The 17,698-nt window shown below is 70.2% G+C and carries 26 protein-coding genes; 12 read left to right on the forward strand and 14 right to left on the reverse strand.

Features of this window, described 5'->3' with window-relative positions; translation table 11 throughout:
- Window positions 1-6 precede the first annotated feature (6 nt).
- Both ACFWW9_RS13860 and ybaK read right to left on the reverse strand, forming a co-directional pair.
- The gene (locus tag ACFWW9_RS13860) at window positions 7-414 is read right to left on the reverse strand and encodes a YciI family protein (RefSeq protein WP_390376074.1); all 408 of its coding nucleotides are present in this window, start codon (window positions 412-414) and stop codon (window positions 7-9) included.
- Window positions 415-519: 105 nt separating this feature from the next.
- Window positions 520-996, reverse strand: a complete 477-nt coding sequence (gene ybaK, locus ACFWW9_RS13865; RefSeq protein WP_390376077.1) for a Cys-tRNA(Pro) deacylase — start codon at window positions 994-996, stop codon at window positions 520-522.
- Between the two features lie 180 nt (window positions 997-1,176).
- On the opposite strand from ybaK, the gene ACFWW9_RS13870 reads away from it, so the two are divergent.
- Complete coding sequence (locus tag ACFWW9_RS13870) at window positions 1,177-1,809, forward strand: sigma-70 family RNA polymerase sigma factor (protein ID WP_390376079.1); 633 nt, start codon at window positions 1,177-1,179, stop codon at window positions 1,807-1,809.
- Window positions 1,806-2,111, forward strand: a complete 306-nt coding sequence (rsrA, locus tag ACFWW9_RS13875; RefSeq protein WP_390376081.1) for a mycothiol system anti-sigma-R factor — start codon at window positions 1,806-1,808, stop codon at window positions 2,109-2,111. Before ACFWW9_RS13870 ends, rsrA begins: the two co-directional genes overlap by 4 nt.
- A 117-nt stretch (window positions 2,112-2,228) precedes the next feature.
- On the opposite strand, the gene ACFWW9_RS13880 is transcribed toward rsrA, so the two are convergent.
- On the reverse strand, window positions 2,229-2,303 hold the full coding sequence (locus ACFWW9_RS13880; protein WP_104061284.1) for a 50S ribosomal protein bL37: 75 nt from the start codon (window positions 2,301-2,303) through the stop codon (window positions 2,229-2,231).
- A gap of 97 nt (window positions 2,304-2,400) precedes the next feature.
- Here ACFWW9_RS13880 and ACFWW9_RS13885 point away from each other — a divergent pair, with 97 nt between their 5' ends.
- Entirely contained in the window at window positions 2,401-3,879 is a 1,479-nt protein-coding gene (locus tag ACFWW9_RS13885; RefSeq protein WP_390376084.1) for a sensor histidine kinase, read from the forward strand.
- A 154-nt stretch (window positions 3,880-4,033) separates the two neighbouring features.
- On the opposite strand, the gene ACFWW9_RS13890 is transcribed toward ACFWW9_RS13885, so the two are convergent.
- Window positions 4,034-4,288 (reverse strand): WhiB family transcriptional regulator, encoded by a 255-nt coding sequence (locus ACFWW9_RS13890; RefSeq protein WP_015104912.1) that lies wholly within the window; start codon window positions 4,286-4,288, stop codon window positions 4,034-4,036.
- Between the two features lie 225 nt (window positions 4,289-4,513).
- The gene (locus ACFWW9_RS13895; RefSeq protein ID WP_390376088.1) at window positions 4,514-5,461 is read right to left on the reverse strand and encodes a diacylglycerol/lipid kinase family protein; all 948 of its coding nucleotides are present in this window, start codon (window positions 5,459-5,461) and stop codon (window positions 4,514-4,516) included.
- 260 nt (window positions 5,462-5,721) lie between these two features.
- Here ACFWW9_RS13895 and ACFWW9_RS13900 point away from each other — a divergent pair, with 260 nt between their 5' ends.
- The 5 genes from ACFWW9_RS13900 to ACFWW9_RS13920 all read left to right on the forward strand — a co-directional run bounded on the left by ACFWW9_RS13900 (window position 5,722) and on the right by ACFWW9_RS13920 (window position 9,455).
- The gene (locus ACFWW9_RS13900) at window positions 5,722-6,129 is read left to right on the forward strand and encodes a hypothetical protein (RefSeq protein ID WP_390376090.1); all 408 of its coding nucleotides are present in this window, start codon (window positions 5,722-5,724) and stop codon (window positions 6,127-6,129) included.
- 163 nt (window positions 6,130-6,292) lie between these two features.
- Window positions 6,293-7,036 carry a S1 family peptidase gene (locus ACFWW9_RS13905; RefSeq protein ID WP_390376093.1) on the forward strand — a complete coding sequence of 248 codons (744 nt, stop codon included), beginning with the start codon at window positions 6,293-6,295 and terminating at the stop codon, window positions 7,034-7,036.
- A gap of 193 nt (window positions 7,037-7,229) precedes the next feature.
- Window positions 7,230-8,009: an SAM-dependent methyltransferase gene (locus tag ACFWW9_RS13910; protein WP_390376096.1), complete on the forward strand. Its 780-nt coding sequence runs from the start codon at window positions 7,230-7,232 to the stop codon at window positions 8,007-8,009.
- A 90-nt stretch (window positions 8,010-8,099) separates the two neighbouring features.
- Entirely contained in the window at window positions 8,100-8,651 is a 552-nt protein-coding gene (locus tag ACFWW9_RS13915) for a DUF4328 domain-containing protein (protein ID WP_390376099.1), read from the forward strand.
- 57 nt (window positions 8,652-8,708) lie between these two features.
- Entirely contained in the window at window positions 8,709-9,455 is a 747-nt protein-coding gene (locus tag ACFWW9_RS13920; protein WP_390376102.1) for a DUF4328 domain-containing protein, read from the forward strand.
- Here ACFWW9_RS13920 and ACFWW9_RS13925 read toward each other — a convergent pair.
- The 4 genes from ACFWW9_RS13925 to ACFWW9_RS13940 form a co-directional block, all read right to left on the reverse strand.
- Complete coding sequence (locus tag ACFWW9_RS13925; RefSeq protein WP_390376105.1) at window positions 9,449-9,835, reverse strand: DUF5684 domain-containing protein; 387 nt, start codon at window positions 9,833-9,835, stop codon at window positions 9,449-9,451. The two genes, ACFWW9_RS13920 and ACFWW9_RS13925, sit on opposite strands and share 7 nt — an antisense overlap.
- Before the next feature lie 196 nt (window positions 9,836-10,031).
- The gene (locus ACFWW9_RS13930; protein WP_390376108.1) at window positions 10,032-10,484 is read right to left on the reverse strand and encodes a DUF5684 domain-containing protein; all 453 of its coding nucleotides are present in this window, start codon (window positions 10,482-10,484) and stop codon (window positions 10,032-10,034) included.
- Window positions 10,485-10,602: 118 nt separating this feature from the next.
- A complete protein-coding gene (locus tag ACFWW9_RS13935) occupies window positions 10,603-11,097 on the reverse strand; it encodes a GNAT family N-acetyltransferase (RefSeq protein ID WP_390376224.1) in 495 nt (164 codons plus the stop codon).
- On the reverse strand, window positions 11,088-11,699 hold the full coding sequence (locus ACFWW9_RS13940; RefSeq protein ID WP_390376111.1) for a histidine phosphatase family protein: 612 nt from the start codon (window positions 11,697-11,699) through the stop codon (window positions 11,088-11,090). The genes ACFWW9_RS13935 and ACFWW9_RS13940 overlap by 10 nt, the downstream gene beginning before the upstream one ends.
- Before the next feature lie 124 nt (window positions 11,700-11,823).
- Here ACFWW9_RS13940 and ACFWW9_RS13945 point away from each other — a divergent pair, with 124 nt between their 5' ends.
- The gene (locus tag ACFWW9_RS13945; protein ID WP_259627128.1) at window positions 11,824-11,979 is read left to right on the forward strand and encodes a DUF6131 family protein; all 156 of its coding nucleotides are present in this window, start codon (window positions 11,824-11,826) and stop codon (window positions 11,977-11,979) included.
- A gap of 66 nt (window positions 11,980-12,045) precedes the next feature.
- On the opposite strand, the gene ACFWW9_RS13950 is transcribed toward ACFWW9_RS13945, so the two are convergent.
- Both ACFWW9_RS13950 and ACFWW9_RS13955 read right to left on the reverse strand, forming a co-directional pair.
- Window positions 12,046-12,651 carry a TetR/AcrR family transcriptional regulator gene (locus ACFWW9_RS13950; protein WP_390376115.1) on the reverse strand — a complete coding sequence of 202 codons (606 nt, stop codon included), beginning with the start codon at window positions 12,649-12,651 and terminating at the stop codon, window positions 12,046-12,048.
- A gap of 26 nt (window positions 12,652-12,677) precedes the next feature.
- Window positions 12,678-13,247: a TetR/AcrR family transcriptional regulator gene (locus tag ACFWW9_RS13955; protein WP_390376118.1), complete on the reverse strand. Its 570-nt coding sequence runs from the start codon at window positions 13,245-13,247 to the stop codon at window positions 12,678-12,680.
- Window positions 13,248-13,422: 175 nt separating this feature from the next.
- On the opposite strand from ACFWW9_RS13955, the gene ACFWW9_RS13960 reads away from it, so the two are divergent.
- Window positions 13,423-13,965 (forward strand): hypothetical protein, encoded by a 543-nt coding sequence (locus ACFWW9_RS13960; RefSeq protein ID WP_390376121.1) that lies wholly within the window; start codon window positions 13,423-13,425, stop codon window positions 13,963-13,965.
- Window positions 13,966-14,020: 55 nt separating this feature from the next.
- Here ACFWW9_RS13960 and ACFWW9_RS13965 read toward each other — a convergent pair whose 3' ends face one another.
- Window positions 14,021-14,551 (reverse strand): pyridoxamine 5'-phosphate oxidase family protein, encoded by a 531-nt coding sequence (locus ACFWW9_RS13965; protein WP_390376124.1) that lies wholly within the window; start codon window positions 14,549-14,551, stop codon window positions 14,021-14,023.
- 214 nt (window positions 14,552-14,765) lie between these two features.
- On the opposite strand from ACFWW9_RS13965, the gene ACFWW9_RS13970 reads away from it, so the two are divergent.
- Window positions 14,766-15,506, forward strand: a complete 741-nt coding sequence (locus tag ACFWW9_RS13970; protein WP_390376127.1) for a hypothetical protein — start codon at window positions 14,766-14,768, stop codon at window positions 15,504-15,506.
- On the opposite strand, the gene ACFWW9_RS13975 is transcribed toward ACFWW9_RS13970, so the two are convergent.
- Window positions 15,503-16,444, reverse strand: a complete 942-nt coding sequence (locus tag ACFWW9_RS13975) for an NADP-dependent oxidoreductase (protein ID WP_390376129.1) — start codon at window positions 16,442-16,444, stop codon at window positions 15,503-15,505. The genes ACFWW9_RS13970 and ACFWW9_RS13975 overlap by 4 nt on opposite strands.
- Window positions 16,445-16,535: 91 nt before the next feature.
- Between ACFWW9_RS13975 and ACFWW9_RS13980 the strand changes: the two genes are divergently transcribed.
- Window positions 16,536-17,114 carry a TetR/AcrR family transcriptional regulator gene (locus ACFWW9_RS13980; protein ID WP_390376132.1) on the forward strand — a complete coding sequence of 193 codons (579 nt, stop codon included), beginning with the start codon at window positions 16,536-16,538 and terminating at the stop codon, window positions 17,112-17,114.
- Between the two features lie 89 nt (window positions 17,115-17,203).
- Here the strand turns inward: ACFWW9_RS13980 and sodN are convergent, their stop codons facing one another.
- Complete coding sequence (sodN, locus tag ACFWW9_RS13985) at window positions 17,204-17,620, reverse strand: superoxide dismutase, Ni (protein WP_259627126.1); 417 nt, start codon at window positions 17,618-17,620, stop codon at window positions 17,204-17,206.
- Window positions 17,621-17,698: the final 78 nt, after the last annotated feature.

Genomic DNA, 17,698 nt, shown 5'->3' on the forward strand with positions numbered 1-17,698 from the left:
TCTCGGTCACTCGGTGACGGTGGGCAGTTCGGCGTAGAACGGCCGCAGCTCGAGCCACTCGTGGATCGGCTCGCCACCCTTGCCGGGGGCGGCGGACAGCTCTCCCGCCAGTTCGACGGCCCGCTCGTAGCTGTCGACGTCGATCACCATCCACCCGGCGATGAGGTCCTTGGTCTCGGCGAACGGCCCGTCGGTGACCGGCGGGCGGCCTTCGCCGTCGTACCGGACGAACGTCCCCTCGGGGGCCAGCGCCTGGCCGTCGACGAACTCGCCGGTCCCCTCCAGCCGCGTGGCGAAGTCGCGCATGTACTGGATGTGGGCGGTGATCTCGTCCGGCGTCCACTGGTCCATGGGCACGTCGTTGACCGCGGCCGGTGCGCCTCGGTAGTGCTTGAGCAGCAGGTACTTGGCCATGGTGTCTCCTCGACGCTGGTGCGACTCCGTGGTGGTCGCGTTCACGGCAGGGACGGAGCCGGTTGCCGGTTCTCGACACGATCTCCGAAAAAAGTTTCCCCGACTTCAGGCCGAGATGCTCGCCACGACAGCACCGGTCAGTCTCGTGAGGTCCGCCGGGGCGATCTCCACTTCCAGCCCACGCCGCCCCGCACTGCAAAAGATCGTGTCGAACTCCGCCGCCGACGCGTCCAGCACCACCGGCAGCCGCTTCTTCTGCCCCAACGGCGAGATCCCGCCCGCGACGTACCCGGTGGCGCGTTCGGCCGCCGCCACCTCGGCCATCTTCGCCTTCTTGCCCTTCAGCGCCGCTGCCAGCGCTTTCAGGTCGAGCTGACCCGTGACGGGCACCACGCCGACCGCCAACTGCCCGTCCAGGTCCACGACGAGGGTCTTGAAGACCCGGCCCGGCACGAGGCCGAGTGCTTCCGCCGCTTCCAGGCCGTACGACTCGTGGCGGGGGTCGTGGTCGTAGGAGTGGAGGGTGTGGGCCACGCGCTGCTTGTCCAGCAGTGCTGTGGCGGGGGTCCCGCGTCCGGCCATGGGCGTCACGATATCGGGGGGAATGCGCGGGTCGCGCACCGCGTTTGGACGGGTGTGGTTACCGAGGTGATGGAGCAGCGGCCGGCCGACGGCCTGGCGGATCAGGTCCGCGTATTCTGGGACTCGTCCCAGCCAGCAGTAGCCGTCGCGCCATCATCGGGTCGGCGGGAGAGGAGCGCGGTGCCCGCCACCCGTTCGCAGGCCAACCCGACGGATGAGACGCCCGCTGAGCGGGCCGCACGGTTCGAGCGCGACGCGATGCCGCTGCTGGACCAGCTGTACGCGGCCGCGCTGCGGATGACCAGGAACCCGGCCGACGCCGAGGACCTGGTGCAGGAGACGTACCTCAAGGCGTACGCGGCCTTCGCGTCGTTCTCGCAGGGGACGAACCTGAAGGCGTGGCTGTACCGCATCCTGACCAACACCTACATCAACGGGTACCGCAAGAAGCAGCGGCAGCCGTTGCAGCAGCCCACCGACGAGATCACCGACTGGCAGTTGGCGAAGGCCGAGAGCCACACGTCGCGCGGTCTCCGGTCGGCCGAGGTCGAGGCCATGGACTTGCTGCCGGACAACGATGTGAAGGATGCTCTACAACGACTGCCCGAGGAGTTCCGCATCGCGGTCTACCTCGCGGACGTCGAAGGCTTCGCCTACAAGGAGATCGCCGACATCATGGGCACCCCCATCGGCACGGTGATGTCCCGGTTGCACCGGGGCCGCCGCCAGCTGCGCGAGCAGCTCTCCGATGTCGCGCGCGAGCGCGGTTTCCTGCGCAACGGTCAGCCCGAAGAAGAGGTGGCGGGGCGATGAACTGCGGCGAACCCCACGACACGGACTGCTCCGAGGTCCTCGCCGAGGTCTGGCTGTTCCTGGACCAGGAGTGCGACGTCAAGCGCAAGGAGCTGCTGCAGAAGCACCTCGAGGAGTGCCACCCGTGCCTGGAGCAGTACGGCATCGAGGAGCACCTCAAGGCCCTGCTGGCCCGCAAGTGCGGCGGCGAGCACGCCCCCGAGACCTTGAAGGAACGCCTGCGCGCCCGCATCCACGAGACGCTGGTGCAGCACGGTTCGGTCGAGGTCCGCACGACGACGATCCAGGTCGTCGAGGAGTAACCGCCTCCCCAGAACGTGAAAAGCCCCCTGGTCTCCAGGGGGCTTTTTCGTTGCCCAGAATAGAAGCGAAAGGCCCTCGGGACGATGTCCCGAGGGCCTTTCACAGAGGGCCTGAGATCAGGCGTTGGGGCGCTTCCCGTGGTTAGCGCCACCCCTCTTGCGATCGCGGCGCTTGCGGGCACGCTTCGACATGGGTGTCTCCTTGATGCATCAGGTCAACTGCTTCAGCCCAGTGTGACATGGCCTCACCTGGCCACTGGCAGCGGTCTGAACCGTGGTTGTATGACGCGTGTCCACCCTCACGGATCTGCTCGCCGAGCACACCCGCCTGTCCGGCGCGGCCGTCGACCACCTCCAGCTCGTGGTGGCCGAGTGGCAGCTGCTCTCGGACCTGTCGTTCGCCGACTTCCTGCTCTGGGTGCCGCTCGACGACGCCACGTTCCTCTGCGTCGCCCAAGCGCGCCCCACGACCGCGCCGACCGCGCACCCGGAGGACGTCGTCGGCAGCTCGATGCAGGTCGAGGAGCACCCGCAGCTGCGGCGGGCGATCATCGAGTCGCGGATCTGCCGCGAGGAGGACCCGCTGTGGCACCTCGGGGTCCCGGTGCGGCGCGAGACGATCCCGGTGCGGTTGGGCAAGCAGGTCATCGCGGTCGTCAGCCGCAACACGAACCTGGCCGTGCCGCGCGTGCCCAGCCCGTTGGAGATCTCCTACCTCGGCAGCGCGGCGGACCTGTGCCAGATGATCGCGGACGGCACGTTCCCGACGACCGAGCCGTCGCCGGACGTGCACACGAGCCCGCGCGTCGGTGACGGGTTCATCCGGCTCGACGCGGCCGGGGCCGTGGTGTTCGCGAGCCCCAACGCGCTGTCGGCGTACCACCGCATGGGCCACGCGTCCGATCTCGTCGGCGTGCACCTGGCCCCGTTGACCCGCTCGCTGATCGACGACCCGTTCGACGCGACCGAGATCGCGCAGCGGTTCCGAGCCGCGGTGGACGGCAACCCGAGCATGCGCATGGAGGCCGAGTCGCGCCGCGGCGCGTCGGTCTTGTTCCGCGCGCTGCCGTTGCGGCCGCGCGGGAACCCGGCGGGCGCGCTGGTGCTGTGCCGCGACGTCACGGAGGTCCGCAGGCGCGACCGGGCGCTGATGTCGAAGGACGCGACGATCCGCGAGATCCACCACCGGGTGAAGAACAACCTCCAGACCGTGGCCGCGCTGCTGCGGCTCCAGTCGCGGCGCACGAGCAACGAGGAGGCGCGCGAGGCGTTGGCCGAATCGGTGCGCCGGGTGACGTCGATCGCACTGGTGCACGAGACGCTGTCGATGTCCGTCGACGAGCGCGTGGACCTCGACGACGTCATCGACCGGGTGATCCCGATGATGAGCGACGTCGCCACGACGGAGACCCAGGTGTCGGTGCGCCGCGAGGGCCCGTTCGGGGTCGTGGCGGCCGAGTTGGCGACGCCGCTGGTGATGGTGCTGACCGAGCTGGTGCAGAACGCCTTCGAGCACGCGTACGCCCCTGGCCAGCGCGGGGAGGTCGTCGTGCACGCCGAGAGGTCGGCGCGCTGGCTCGACGTGGTGATCGCCGACGACGGCAAGGGACTGCCGCCGGGGTTCTCGCTGGAGCGCACCGAACGGCTCGGCCTGCAGATCGTCCGGACCCTCGTGGAATCCGAACTCAGGGGGTCCCTGAGCTTGCGGCGGAGGCCACGAGGCGGTACTGAGGCGGTCCTGCGCGTGCCGCTCCGGGGGCGGCGTTAAACTACCTCCGTGCACACGTGGCGACCAGCCTCAGCGGCGCCTCGTGGTCATGCGGGAGGGTGTGCAATCGAAGAAACGTAGAGCCCGACACCTGGCACGGTGTCGGGCTCTACGTTTCTGCTAGGTATTCGGGGCTAACTGCCGGTCTCGCGACTCAGGCGTTGCTCCGGGCCCGCGTACGGGCGTTGCGGCGCTTGAGTGCGCGACGTTCGTCTTCGCTCATCCCGCCCCACACGCCGGCGTCCTGGCCGCTCTCCAGTGCCCACGCGAGGCAGTCGGAGACGACGGGACAGCGACGGCAGACGGTCTTCGCCTCGGCGATCTGCAGGAGCGCAGGACCGCTATTCCCCACGGGGAAGAACAGCTCGGGGTCCTCGTCGCGGCAGATTGCGCGGTGGCGCCAGTCCATTGGAACTACTCCTCAGCTAGGCGCGCTCGAAGGCACGCCGATCGTCAGCGGTCGTTTTGGGGTGCTTGTGAATGCTTTCACGAACGGCGGGGATGTCAAGGGGTTAGCACTAACCCGGTGAGTGAACTCACCCAAAAGATCGACACCGTTCACCAGCGGTTTCACTCTACGAAGTTCGCATCTGGTCGAACATCGCAGGTCGGCCTCAAGATCATCACACGACGGTCACACCGCGACGGTGAGAGCTCCCCGAACGGACGTGAACTCGACTTCGGTGCAATCACCGAGCAGATCGCCGTCCACCTGGAGGTTGACCGGCTCCCTGCTCGTCACCCGAACATATTCAACGTCGTCGCGCCTCAAGAGGTTCCCGCCTTTGGGATTCCCGTCGCGCACCAGCAGGTGGCCCACGTACCGCAGCACCGTCGGCAGGCCGAGGTTCCGCAACGCGAACAGGCCGAGGTCGTTGTCGAACGACGTGGACGGGTTGAGCCGGATCGCCTTGCCGCCGAGGTACGTCCACGGGTCGGTGTTCGACACGAACGCCATCCGCAGGTCCGTGAGCGGCTCCTCGCCGGGGATCCGCACCGTGAGCGAGGGCATGTGCCTGCGCTGGCCGACGTAGCTGGCCAGCGCCGTGCGGGCGTAGAGGGAAGGACTGGCCTCGCGGCCCTTGGCACGCTGCGCCTCGACGTTCGCGACCACGTCCGCGTCCCAGCCGACACCGGCGTTGAACGTGAACCAGCGGTCGTTGTCCGTGGAGAGGGGGCCGGCGGAGGCGACTTTGCCGAGCCCGACGCGACGGCTCGTCCCGTTCTCGATCGCCTGCAACAGGCGGTAGGTGGCCTCGACGGGGTCGCGGGGGAGTCCGAGGGCGCCCGCGAAGACGTTCGCCGATCCGCCGGGCACGACGCCCAGCATCGGCAGGTCCTCCGACAGCCCACCGCGGAGCATGCCGTTCACGACCTCGTTCACCGTGCCGTCGCCGCCGTGCGCGACGACCATGCCGTAGCCGTCGACGACGGCCTGAGCCGCCACGTCGCCCGCGTGGCCCCGGTACTCCGTCTCGACGACGTCGAGCTTCACCGTGCTGGCCAACGCGTGCGCCAGCACGTCCCGGCCTCCGGCCGTGGTCGAGGTCGCCTGCGGGTTGACCACCAGAAGTGCGCGCACCCCCGCAGAGTAGGACAGCGCGTGACCGCGAGCGGCCCGCGCGTCCCTCGGACGAGGGATGTCACGCACACGGAAGTGGTCCAAATCTCCTTTCCCGCGCGTAGTAGCCCCGTCTACGACAAGTGCACCCCAGCGGACCGCCGGCAAGCCGAAGACCCCTTGATCTTCGCCCCTCCGACTGCCGGATGGGAGGTCCGGACGGGTGGCCTACGATCCGTGACGACCACAGACCGTTATGCACCGTCGTGAGGGGCTCGCAGGTGGCGATCCAAACCCAGATCCCGGCAGCCGTGCGGGTGGCCGGGGCCATGACCGCGGTGCAGGGGCTGGCGGGCATCGCGTTCGCCGTGGCGCTGGTGGTGCGGGCGTTCGGCGGCGCCGAGTCGACCGGGAAGGTCCTCGGCGAGGCGGGCTACTTCACGATCCTGTGCGCCGGTGTGCTGGCCGCGGGCGTCGGTCTGGTGCTGGGCAAGCGCTGGGCGCGCACGCCGTCGATCGTCGTGCAGCTGCTGCTGCTCGGGGTCGCCTGGTACATGTACGGCCCGTCGGGGCAGCAGCTCGTCGGGTCGCTGATCGGCCTCTACACCGTCGTGGTGATCGCGCTGCTGTTCACGAACCCGGTCCGCCGCTGGACGCTCGGGGTCGACGAGCCCGACGCCGAGGAGTAGGCCTCCACCGCGGCAAAAGACCGATTGGTCCCGCTTGGTGCTTTTGGTCCCCCTCCGAAGGTCGGGTGCTCGGCCAACCATCGGCGGGTGTCCGGTGTCACTCGAAAGCGTGACGCTGAGAGTGGTGAATTCACCACTCCCTGCGTTCGTTAGGTGACATCACATGCGATTCAAGCGCACCCTGTCCGCGCTGATCGGCGGAGCCGCGGCACTCGTGGCCCTCGCCTCCCTGGCGCCCGCCGCCTCGGCCGAACCGGCCACCGGCGGCGTGACCCCGTTCATCATCGGCGGCGGCACCGCGTCCAACGCCCCGTGGGCGGCCCGGCTCTTCGTCAACGGCCGCGAGAACTGCTCGGCCTCGATCATCGCGCCCACCTGGATCCTGACGGCGCAGCACTGCGTCGCCAGCGCGGGCACGTACACGTTCCGGGTCGGCAGCCTCGACCAGACCAGCGGCGGCACCCTCGTCAACGCGGTCAGCATCACCCAGCACCCGTCGGTCGACCTGGCGCTCGTCCGGATCGACCGTTCGGTGTCGACCACCTACGCGCCGCTGGGCACGACCTCGGCCGTGGCCGCCGGTCAAACCGTGCAGCTCTACGGCTGGGGCGCCACCTGCACCAACCAGCCCGAGATCAACTGCCAGTCGCGCTACCTGAAGGTCGCCAACACGACCGTGACCACGGTCAACGGCCGGGACTACCGGGGTGGCATCGCCGTGTCGGTGCGCCGCGGCAACGGCATCGCCGCGGGTGGTGACTCGGGCGGCCCGATGTTCGCCACGAGCCCGGCCGACGGCCGCTACTACCAGGTCGGCGTGGCCTCCACGAGCGACCGCTCGTCGGTCTCGAACTACACGAACATCACCCGCTACCGCCCGTGGATCCAGTCGCTGGCAGGCGTGTAACCACTGGCCCGGCCGGGGGACACCACCCCCGGCCGGGTTTGGTCCGGGTGGCTGCCACCAGTAATAATCACCCTACGTGTTCACTTTTGGCGGATAGACACGAACGGAGTAGCCGGATACCGTGCGGCGAAGAGTTCGCGCTGCTCCGGGACGTTCCAGGGTGAGGTGTGCGGTGCAAGAGCGCCCGAATCGGGTGACCACCAACGGCGATGCCGAGCGCCCCAACGTGGCGCGGATCTTCGACTACTACCTCGGTGGCGCCCACAACTTCGCCGTCGACCGCGAGTTCGCCGAGCGGTCCACCAAGATCTTCGCCGTCGACGAGGCCGCCCGCGCCGCCCGGTCCTTCCTGCGCCGCGCCGTGCGGCTGTGCGCCGCCGCGGGCATCCGCCAGTTCCTGGACCTCGGGTCCGGCATCCCGACCGCGGGCAACGTGCACGAGGTCGCCGAGCGCATCGACCCCACCAGCCGGGTCGTCTACGTCGACAACGAGCCCGCCACCGTCGCGCACGGCCGCACGATGCTCCGCTACAGCCGCACCGCCGCGATCGTGCACGCCGACGTCCGCGACCCCGACGCCGTGCTGAACGCCCCGGAGACCGCCCGCCTGCTGGACCTCGACGAGCCCGTCGCCGTGCTGATGGTCAGCATCCTCCCGTACCTGTCCGACCACGACCGGCCCGTCGACGTGGTCGCGAAGTACCGCGAGGCGATGGCCCCCGGCAGCCACCTCGTGATCTCCCACCTGACGGCCGACCTCGAACCGGACCTGATGGACAAGCTGGCCGCCCTCGCGGAGCTCACGGGGGTCACCCTGACGCCCCGCTCCGAGTCCGCCGTCGCGGAGCTGTTCACCGGGTTCGACCTCGTCGAGCCGGGCCTGGTCCCGGCGAGCCGGTGGCGGGACGACGCCGAGACCACCGGTCCCGCGTCGGCGCTGGCCTACGGCGGGGTCGGCGTCCGCCACCGCTGACCCGCCCTGGTCGTCGTAGTGCCCCCGCCTCTCGACCGATCTAGAATCCAGGCTGGTCGGCGCAGGTGAGGAGGGTGCCGGGTGGACCCCGTGACGACCCTCCGTCCGCACGTCGTGGCGACCCAGGCCGGGTTGCTGACCGCGTTGCTCACGGCCCAGGCGGGCGTGCAGGTGCTGTCCATCGCGATGCCGGTCCTGCGCTTCTTCGTCGCCCTGCTGTTCGTGTGCACCGTGCCGGTGCTGCTCGTGTGGCTCCGCCGGGTCCGGCTCAACGCCGAGGTGCCCGGCCGCGTCCACCGCTGGAGCCCAGGCTGGGTGGTCGGCGCGTGGTTCGTGCCGGTGCTGAACCTGTGGGCGCCCTACCAGGCCGTCGCGGACATCGCCGCGGCCGGTGTGCCCGAGGCTCGGCGCTCCGACGTGACCCGGCCCGTGCTGGCCTGGTGGCTGTCGTGGCTCGTCGGGCTGGCCACCACGGCCACGAGCGTGCGGATGTGGTGGTTCGGCGACATGGTCGTCGCGCCCTTGGTCCCCCGCTGGGTGGGCGCGGTGTTCCTCGCGCTGGCGAGCGTGCTGCTGATAACGGTCGTGCGAAAGCTCTCCGCGCTGCACCCGGTGGATGAGAGGCTCATCGGGACGATGTGAAGAAGGCTCGCTTTTCTTGGGGGGAACGCGATGAAGTGCCCGAACTGCGGTGCCACCGTGGCCAGAGGCGTGACGAGCTGCCGGGGGTGCGGCGGGTCGATGGAGCGCGACACCCCGGCGGTGCTGGCGATGCCCGCGGGCCCGACCGCGCCCGTCCCGGTGGCCACCGGAGTCCCGGTCGACCCGCACCAGGAGCCGCGCAGGCGCCACGACCTCAAGGTCCTGGCGACCATCACCGTCGTGCTGCTCGGCCTGCACGCGGTGGTCCTCGTGCTGGTCCTGCTGGGCGTCCGGGGGACCCTGGAGCTGAACATGGCGCTGCTGACCGCGACCGCGGTCTCGCTCGTCACCTGGCTCTTCCAAGCCCGGACGAACGTCGACGGGATCGGCTACCGGCACCAGCTGCCCAAGGCCTTCGCCATCGTGGGCTGGATCATCCCGCTCGGCTTCCTGTACCTGCCGGTGCGGTTCGTGCTGGACGTCTGGTGGGCCCGGCTGCCGCGCGGCGGGCGCGGTGCGGCCACCGCACGGGTGCTCACGTGGTGGGCCCTGTGGTGCCTGGCGTGGTTCACGTCGTTCCGGGAGACGGTCACGCTGACCAGGAGCCCGAACGGCAGGACGGTCCAGACCGTGAACTACTCGCTCTACCTCGGCGACACGGTGCTCAGCTGCGTCTTCCTGCTGCTCGCCGCCGGAGCGCTGGCCCTGGTCGTCCTCGGGATCTCGCGGGACGACGCCCGCCTCCACCGGGATCCCCCGCACGTGTTGCCCCCACGTGCGGGAGATCCGCTCTCACCTCAGTAGCGCTGGGCGGCGGCGGGACCCTGGTAGGTCGCGCTGCCGAAGCCCAGGATGAGGTAGCCGATGATGTTGAACAGCCACAGGCCGAAGAAGCCGAACACGCCGCTCTTGCGGAACGACTTCGCGATGTCCAGCGAGACGATCAGCGAGACGACGATGTTGACCAGCGGGATGATGTACCAGATCAGCCACCAGCCGGGGCGGCCCGCGACCTTCAGCATGATGTAGACGTTGTAGAACGGGATGATCGCCGCCCAGCCCGGCTGACCCGCCTTGGTGAAGGTCTTCCACAGCGCCACGATGAAGAGGATGCCGAAGACGAGGCCACCGACGGCCGGGAAGATGCCGATCGAGGTGTCCACACCGGGGTTGTCGTAGTTCACAGGAGTCCTTCCACTGACCGGCCCTCGGGTTCGCGCCCGCCTGTCGCGCGCGATTCGGGGTCCCGCGGCCGGAAGTCGGCACGCTGCCAGACCGTCCGGGAGTTCGCCGTGGAACCTTGGTTTCGTGAGGCTTTCGAGACCTAGTGTCCACCTGGGGGGAGGGACCGGCCATCCGGTGTTCATCCAAACGGGACGGTCAGCGCCGGTAGGCCGGGGGTCCTGAGTGGACGTACGCAGGCTGGTAGGCGGGGTACTGGGCGGCCTGGTGCCACTGGCCCACGGCCGGGCCCCAGTAGGTGGAGCGGCCGAAGCCGAGCACGAGGTAGCCGATGACGTCGAAGATCCACAGGCCGAAGAAGCCGAAGGCGGCACTCCGGCGGAACGACTTCGCCAGGTTGAGCTGGACGATCAGCGAGACCACGATGTTGACGAACGGAACCAGGTAGAGCAGCAGCCACCACCCGGACCGGCCGACGAGCTTGAGCAGCGTGTACCCGCTGTAGATCGGGACGAGCGCGGCCCAGCGGCGCTTGCCCGCCTTGCGGAAGATCCGCCACGTCGCCGCGATCTTCAGCACGGCGACGAAGAGCGCGACGCCGAGCGAGATCAGGGTGATCCTGGGGTCGACCTGGGCCAGTTGCTCGTTCACAGGGGGAGTCCTTCCGCGGTGCCGGGGGTGCGAATGCGCACCCCCAGCACGGGCGGGGACGTCAGAACGTTCGGTCTAGCGGGTGAAGATAGGGGTTCCGGCAACGACTTCCGGAGACTCATCCACTGTGGACGGTGCTGCCCAGGTCCTTCAGCGGCTGGTCGGTCAGCCGGAACACGGTCCACTCGTCCATCGGCCGCGCGCCGAGCGACCGGTAGAAGCCGATGGCGGGCTCGTTCCAGTCGAGGACCGACCATTCGAGACGCTCGTAGCCGTTGGCCACGCACTCCCGCGCCAGCTCCGTCAGCAGCGCCCGGCCGAGACCGGACCCGCGCTGCGACGGCCGCACGTAGAGGTCCTCGAGGTAGATCCCGTGCGTGCCGCGCCACGTGGAGAAGTTGAGGAACCACAGCGCCGTGCCGACGACCTCGCCGTCCACCTCGGCGACGTGGCCGAACAGCGCGGGCGACGGGCGGAACAGGGCGTCGTGCAGCTGCTCGGCGCTGAGGTGGCAGTCCTCGCGGGCGCGCTCGTACTCGGCCAGCTCCTCGACCAGGCCCACCACCGCGGGCACGTCGTCCGGCCGGACGCGGCGGATGGCCACTAGTCCCAGTCCCACGGCGGCACGTTGAGGTGGCGCACCTGCGGGTCGCCCCGCTCGTCGCCCAGCACCGACGTGCCCGCCGGGTCGAGTCCGAAGTGGACTCCGTCGCGCGGGCCGAGCCCGAGCCAGGTCGCGATGAGCACGCGGCTGAAGTGGCCGTGCCCGACCAGCACCACGTCGCCGCCCAGCAGCGCCGTGCGCACCCGCGCCACCACGGCCGCGGCGCGCTTGCCGACGTCGTCCGCCGACTCGCCGTTCGGGATCGCGTGCGTCCAGACGGTCCAGCCCTCCGCGGTCTCGCGGATCTCCGGGGTCGTCTTGCCCTCGTAGTCGCCGTAGTCCCACTCCGAGAGGTCCTCGGTGATGTCGTCGACCGACAGACCGGCCAGCTCCGCGGTGCGCAGCGCGCGTTGGCGCGGGCTCGTCAGCACCAGCGCGGGCGGCACCGAGGTGCCCCGCAGCCGCGCCAGCACGGCCCCGGCCCGACGGGCCTGCTGCTCGCCCTTGGCGGTCAGGGGGATGTCGGTGCGGCCGGTGTGCTGCCCGCTCTCGGACCACGCTGTCTGGCCGTGGCGCAGCAGGTAGACGGAGTAGGGCCCAGTTGTGCTCACCGTCGCGATCCTAGTCCGGCCGGGATGACCAGCGCCTTATGGCAAAACCCACTGTGATTTCACTCGTTCGTGTTTGGGCCGTGGCGGCACGGGTATCCACCTCACAAGACACATGGAGGTTGTGATGATCGTTCTGGGTTTGATCCTGCTGGTCGTCGGCTGGTTGGCCGGGATTTCGATCCTGACGACCGTCGGCACGATCCTTCTGGTGATCGGCGCCATCCTCGCCGTGCTCGGGGCCGTGGGCCGTCCGATCGGCGGCCGGGCGCACTACTTCTAAAGCCCGCCACCAACGTTCGCCAGGGGCGTCCCCATTCCGGGGACGCCCCTGGTGGCGTTTCCGGGGTCAGTCGAGCGGCACGGCGAGCAGCCCGCGCAGGTACGAGCGGAGCGCTTCGACGAGGTCCACCCGCGCGCGGTTGGACAGCCACTGCACCTGCAACCCGTCCATCAGCGCCACGAAGTTCAGCGCCGCCAGGTCCGGGTCGACGCCCTCGCGGAGCTCGCCGCTGTCGGCGAGCGCGTGGAACGACTCGGCCGCGTACCCGCGCGCCAGCCCGTAGTGCTGCTCGAAGTAGTCGTGCGCAGGGTGGTCCTCCGCCACGGCCTCCGCGGCCAGCCGGGAGTACAGGTCCACGATGCCGGGGTGCCGCACGTTGTGGGCCGCCAGCGCCACCAGCCGCAGCAGCGCGTCGAGGCCCGGCGGCCCGGACAGGTGCTCGCGCTCCACGTCCTCGGCGTCCCGCCGCTCCAGCACGGCCGCGAGCAGCGCCTCCTTGCTGGGGAAGTAGTACAGCAGCCCCGCGTGCGTCATCCCGACCCGCCGGGCGATCTCCCGCAGCGACGACCCGCGGTAGCCCACCTCCGCGTACACGACGACCGCGGCCGCCAGGATGTCCTCCCGCCGCAGCCGCCCCTTGAGGTAGCCCTCGCCGCTGTCGACGGCACGCACGCGGCCACCGTGCCGCGAGCCGCCGGTCATGCCCGCGTGAGGAGCAGGCCCTCGACGCCGCGCAGGAAGATCCGGGTCGCCACGTCCGGGTCGCCGAGGCAGCCCTCGGCCATCACGCCGTCGCGCAGCATCACGAAGTGCCTGCCCGAGTCCTCCGGCTCGCTGTCGCCGGTCCGGGCGAAGAGGGCGGTGACGGCGGTGCGGAACCACTCCCGGTGGGCGAGCACCGCGCGGTGCACGGGGTTGTCGCGGTCCGGGTACTCGGCGGCCGCGTTGAGGAAGGCGCAGCCGCGGAAGCCGGGCGTGCGGAGTTCGTCGACGACCAACTTGCCGACGAGCCGCAGGACCTCGACCGGGGACTCGTCCACGGCGACCGTCCGCTCGAAGTGGCCGCGGATGTGCTGGTGCACGCGGTCCAGGTAGGCGGCGACCAGGTCTTCCTTGCCGGGGAAGTGCCGGTAGAACGTGGCGCGGGTCACCTTCGCCTCGGCGACGATCCGGTCCACGCCGACGGAGTGGATCCCCGCCGCGTAGAAGATGCCGGTGGCGGTGTTGAGCAGGCGTTCCCTGGCCTCGGAGGGTTCTGCGCGGGTCACCTGGCCACGGTAGCAGAAAGAACGTTCGTTCTTGACAGTTGTGGGCGGGGCGTGCCACTGTTCGTGCCACAAGAACGAACGTTCTTTCTCCACGACTCGAAGGGGCTCCCATGTCCAGGAATCTCCGCCGCGCGACCAAGGGGTCGCCGCTCGGGCGAGCGGGCCGGAGCGCCCGATGACCGCCGCCACCGAGACCCGGACGCCCGACGCCGCTCCCGCGCTCCGCGGCCTGTACTTCGTCCGCTTCGGCTTCGCCGTCGTGTGGGCCGGGCTGCTGGCCCTGACCGCGTCGGACCTGGGCGTCGCCGCGGGCGTGCTGCTGGTGGTCTACCCGCTGTTCGACGTGGCCGCGGCCGTCGTCGACGCCAGGACGACACGGGCGCGGGAACTGCTGCTCAACATCGTGATCAGCTCGGCCGCCGCCCTCGGCCTGGTGTTCGCCGCGACCTCCGGCATCCCCGCCGTGCTGCGGGTGTGGGGCGCGTGGGCCGTGCTGGCGGGCGCCGTCCAACTCGTCGTCGCCCTGCGCCGCCGCGGCCTCGGCGGCCAGTGGCCGATGATCCTCAGCGGCGGCATCTCCGTGCTCGCCGGCGCGTCGTTCATCGCGATGGCGTCGCAGGCCGGTGCGTCGCTGACGAGTCTGGCCGGGTACGCCACGATCGGCGGGATCTTCTTCCTGGTCTCGGCGATCCGCCTCGGGCGGAAGGCCAAGTCCTAGTCCACTGTGGACGGTTATTGGAGAACGGCGTCGGCCCTCTGGTCGGCGCCGTTCCTCAGAACGTCCAGCGGGTGGCGCCGCCCGGTTCGACCGTGGCGACGGCGTGCGCCGACTGGACGGTGACGCGGTAGACCGCCCACGGCGGTGTGCCCGCCGAAGGCGCGCTGAACGGCGCGGTGAGCGCGGTGCCGGACTCGTCGACCTCGCACGGCCAGCCGCCCTCGGCCCAGGCCGCGGCCAACCGGGCGACGGTGGCGGGGTCGGTCACGACCTCGGCGGTGCCCTTGGCCACGAGGTCGAAGTCGTGGGTCGAGAGGGCCAAGGCGCAGCGCGGGTCGCGCGCGAGGTTGCGGCCCTTGCGGGTGGTCAGGCCGGTCTCGAACCAGAAGGAGCCGTCGATCCAGAGCGAGCCGACCGCGGTGACGTGCGGGCCGCCGTCTGCGTCGAGGGTCGTGAGCCACGTGGTGTGCCGGTCGGGGCCGCCCCCGCCGGGGGCCTGTTCGTAGCCCGCGTCGAGCCGGGCGGTGATCGCCGACCAGTCGAGTGCGGGCAGCCGGTAGAGGTCCGCGAGGTTCTGGGTGTCCATGGGGGTGAGACCCGGCGGGCGGCGGGAACTCATCGCGCGGCGACCGTCCACTGTGGAGCTTGAGCGTTGTTCTCGCTGGTCCGGCCGGTTATGTCGGCGTGGAAAATCTTGTCGACCGGTTTCGCTACCCCGCGACCGCCCGCTCAGGTACAACCATGGCGACCGACCGATCGCGCGGGATCCGCCTGCGGCACGGCGGACGACGGGAGCCGACGTGAACGACCTGGCGATCAACCTCCTCGCGAGCCTCATCGCCGGTGTCGCCGTGTGGGCCGCGCAGCGGCTCCTGCGCTACCGGAAGGCGGCGCGCAGGCGTGCGTTCTTCGGCCTGGCTCCGGGCAAGCGGGCGCTGGTCGTCGTCGGCAGGCACGGGGCCGCGCCGATGAGCATCAACAAGACCGACGTCGCGGCCGTGCTGGAACTGGCGGTGCTGGCCAAGGGGGCCGGTGCCGAGCCGGACATCGCGCTGCACACCGAGGTCGTCGAAGGCGTCGGCGACCAGGCCGAGTTCTGCGTCGGCGGCCCGACGTCGAACCTCCGCACCGCCGCCCACCTGCGCTGGCTGCTGCCGGGCGTCACCCAGTCGTCCTTCGACGAGGACCCGGACGGCCTGGCCCTGACCGTCGGCGACCGCGTCTACCGCCGCGAACGGGGCGCCTCCGAGTACGTGCTGGTGGCCCGGATGCTCGCCCCCGGCAAGCGCCGCCCGCTGTTCCTCGTCTGCGGCCAGACCGCCATCACCAACCACGCCGCGGCGAAGTACCTCGTGGACCAGCAGGACACCCTGCACGCCCAGTACGGCTCGCTCACGTCGTTCTGCCTGGTCCTGCGGGTCGTCAACCGCGACGCGTACGGCAGTGACGTCGTCGAGCTGGTCGCCGACGTGACCGAGGCGGCGACCGCGCGACCTCTCGCCAAGCCCGACCCCTCGATCGAGGCCGAGCCGACCGCCTAGAGGTCGACGACGACCTTCCCCCGCACGTGCCGCCCGGCCTGGAGTTCGACCGCGTCGCGGATCCGCTCGACCGGGAAGGTCGCCTCGATCGGCACGCGGAGCCGCCCCGCCGCGACGAGGCCCGCGATCTCCTCGATGGCGCCGGGGGCCGCGTTGGCGCCGTTCGCGGACGTGATCCCGTCGACCAGGCCGGCGATCGTGGTGATGCGCCCGTCGGGCACACCGAGTTCGCGTGCCGCCGCCACCGTGTCGGTCCCGTGCAGGTCGAGGGCGGCGGTGACGCCGTCGGGAGCCAGCGCGCGCACCCGGTCGACCAGACCCTCGCCGTAGGCGACCGGCTCGGCCCCCAACGACCGCAGCGCGTCGGCCGAGGACGCCGACCCCGTCCCGATCACCCGCGCCCCTGCGAGCCGGGCGAGCTGGACGGCGAACACGCCGACCCCACCACCCGCGCCACCGATGAGCACCGTGTCGCCCGGACCGGGGTTCACCACGGCCAACGCCGCGGCCGCCGTGCAGCCCGCGATGGCGAGGGTGGCGGCGGTGCGGTCGTCGACGCCGTCCGGGGTCCGGTGCGCCTGGCCGCCGACCGCGATGGTCCCCGCCTCGTCCACGACGACGTGGTCGGCGACCGTGCGGGACAACGCGCCGCCGAACACCCGGTCACCGACGGCGAACCCGCTCACCCCGTCACCGACCTGGTCCACGACCCCGGCGTAGTCGGTGCCGAACCCGCACGGCAACGTCAGCCCGAAGCGAGCGGCCGTCTCCGCGTCCGACGTCATGAACCAGTCCATCGGGTTCAACCCCGCCGCCACGACCCGCACCCGAATCTGCCCCGCGCCCGCCCGTGGCACCGGCACCTCGCGGATCCTCAAGGCCTCCGGCCCGCCGAACGACTCGAACTGGACCGCCCGACTCAGCTCTTCCACGTCCACCTGATCTCCTGGGGGGCTGGGTGAAGTCACCTAAACGGATTACGCTCCGTTTCCACGACCCCAACGTAACACAAGTGGAGCGTGATCCGTTTTGCCTGCCCGCAGACCCCGAGCGGACGCCACCCGCAACCGCCAACAGCTGCTGGACGTGGCGACCCACCTGTTCGCCACGTCCAAGGCGGAACCGTCGATGCGCGCCATAGCCGCCGCGGCCGAGGTTGGCATCGCCACCCTCTACCGCCACTTCCCGACCCGCGAGTCACTGGTGGACGCCGTCTACCAGGACCAGGTCTCCCGCCTCACCACAGGCGCCCACGACCTGCTCGCCAAACACGACCCACCCACGGCCCTACGCCACTGGATGGACCTGTTCGGCGACTGGATAGCAACAAAGAACGGCATGCTCGACACCCTGCTGGCAATGATCGAATCAGGCGAACTCACCCACACCGACACCAGAGCAGAACTGCTGGACGCCATCACCACCATCCTCACAGCAGGCCACGCCACCAACACCCTTCGCTCCGACATCCCCGCAGAAGACGTGGCAGCGGCCTTGATCGGCATCTTCACCGTGGCCCCCTCCCCAGACCGCGGGGCCCTGGCAACCCGCCTTCTCGACCTCCTCCTGGACGGCCTCCGCCACCCAACATCGTCCACTGTGGACTGATTGGGGTCGTCCAGGGTTGGTCGGACACGCAAAACGGCGCTGACCGGCGAAAGGATCTTCGCTGGTCAGCGCCGTTTCAGAGCCCTGAACTAGGCTGCCTTCGTCTCCCAGAAGATCTTGTCGATCTGGGCGATCAGGTCGAGCAGTTCCTGTCCCTTGGCCGGGTCCATGGAACCCTTGGTGCCGCTGGCACCGGCCGCCTTGGTGGCGCGGTTGAACAGGTCGTGCAGTTCCGGGTACTTCTCGAAGTGCGGCGGCTTGAAGTAGTCCGTCCACAGCACCCACAGGTGGTGCTTGACGAGCTCGCTGCGCTGCTCCTTGATCAGGATCGCGCGCTCCCGGAACTCCGGGTCCTCGTTCGCCTGGTACTTCTCCTGTACCGCCTTGACCGACTCCGCTTCGATCCTGGCCTGGGCCGGGTCGTAGACACCGCACGGAAGGTCGCAGTGCGCGGTGGCCTCCAGCAGTGGGCGGCGGAGTTGGCGGATGCGCGACAGCAGTCGCATCTTGCCTCCCTGACAGTGAATGCTCCGACGTGGAGGACCCTACTCCGGACGGATCGGCGCGGCAGGTGGAGGGGAACA

The organism is Umezawaea sp. NPDC059074 (genome assembly GCF_042738955.1).
In the GTDB taxonomy this organism is placed as follows: Bacteria; Actinomycetota; Actinomycetes; order Mycobacteriales; family Pseudonocardiaceae; genus Umezawaea.

Excerpts from the sequence above, each read along its gene's own strand:
- ACFWW9_RS13860 (WP_390376074.1), bottom strand. The coding sequence starts at position 414 with ATGGCCAAGTACCTGCTGCTCAAGCACTACCGAGGCGCACCGGCCGCG.
- ybaK (WP_390376077.1), bottom strand. The coding sequence starts at position 996 with ATGGCCGGACGCGGGACCCCCGCCACAGCACTGCTGGACAAGCAGCGC.
- rsrA (WP_390376081.1), top strand. The coding sequence starts at position 1,806 with ATGAACTGCGGCGAACCCCACGACACGGACTGCTCCGAGGTCCTCGCC.
- ACFWW9_RS13890 (WP_015104912.1), bottom strand. The coding sequence starts at position 4,288 with ATGGACTGGCGCCACCGCGCAATCTGCCGCGACGAGGACCCCGAGCTG.
- ACFWW9_RS13905 (WP_390376093.1), top strand. The coding sequence starts at position 6,293 with ATGCGATTCAAGCGCACCCTGTCCGCGCTGATCGGCGGAGCCGCGGCA.
- ACFWW9_RS13945 (WP_259627128.1), top strand. The coding sequence starts at position 11,824 with ATGATCGTTCTGGGTTTGATCCTGCTGGTCGTCGGCTGGTTGGCCGGG.
- ACFWW9_RS13960 (WP_390376121.1), top strand. The coding sequence starts at position 13,423 with ATGACCGCCGCCACCGAGACCCGGACGCCCGACGCCGCTCCCGCGCTC.
- ACFWW9_RS13965 (WP_390376124.1), bottom strand. The coding sequence starts at position 14,551 with ATGGACACCCAGAACCTCGCGGACCTCTACCGGCTGCCCGCACTCGAC.
- sodN (WP_259627126.1), bottom strand. The coding sequence starts at position 17,620 with ATGCGACTGCTGTCGCGCATCCGCCAACTCCGCCGCCCACTGCTGGAG.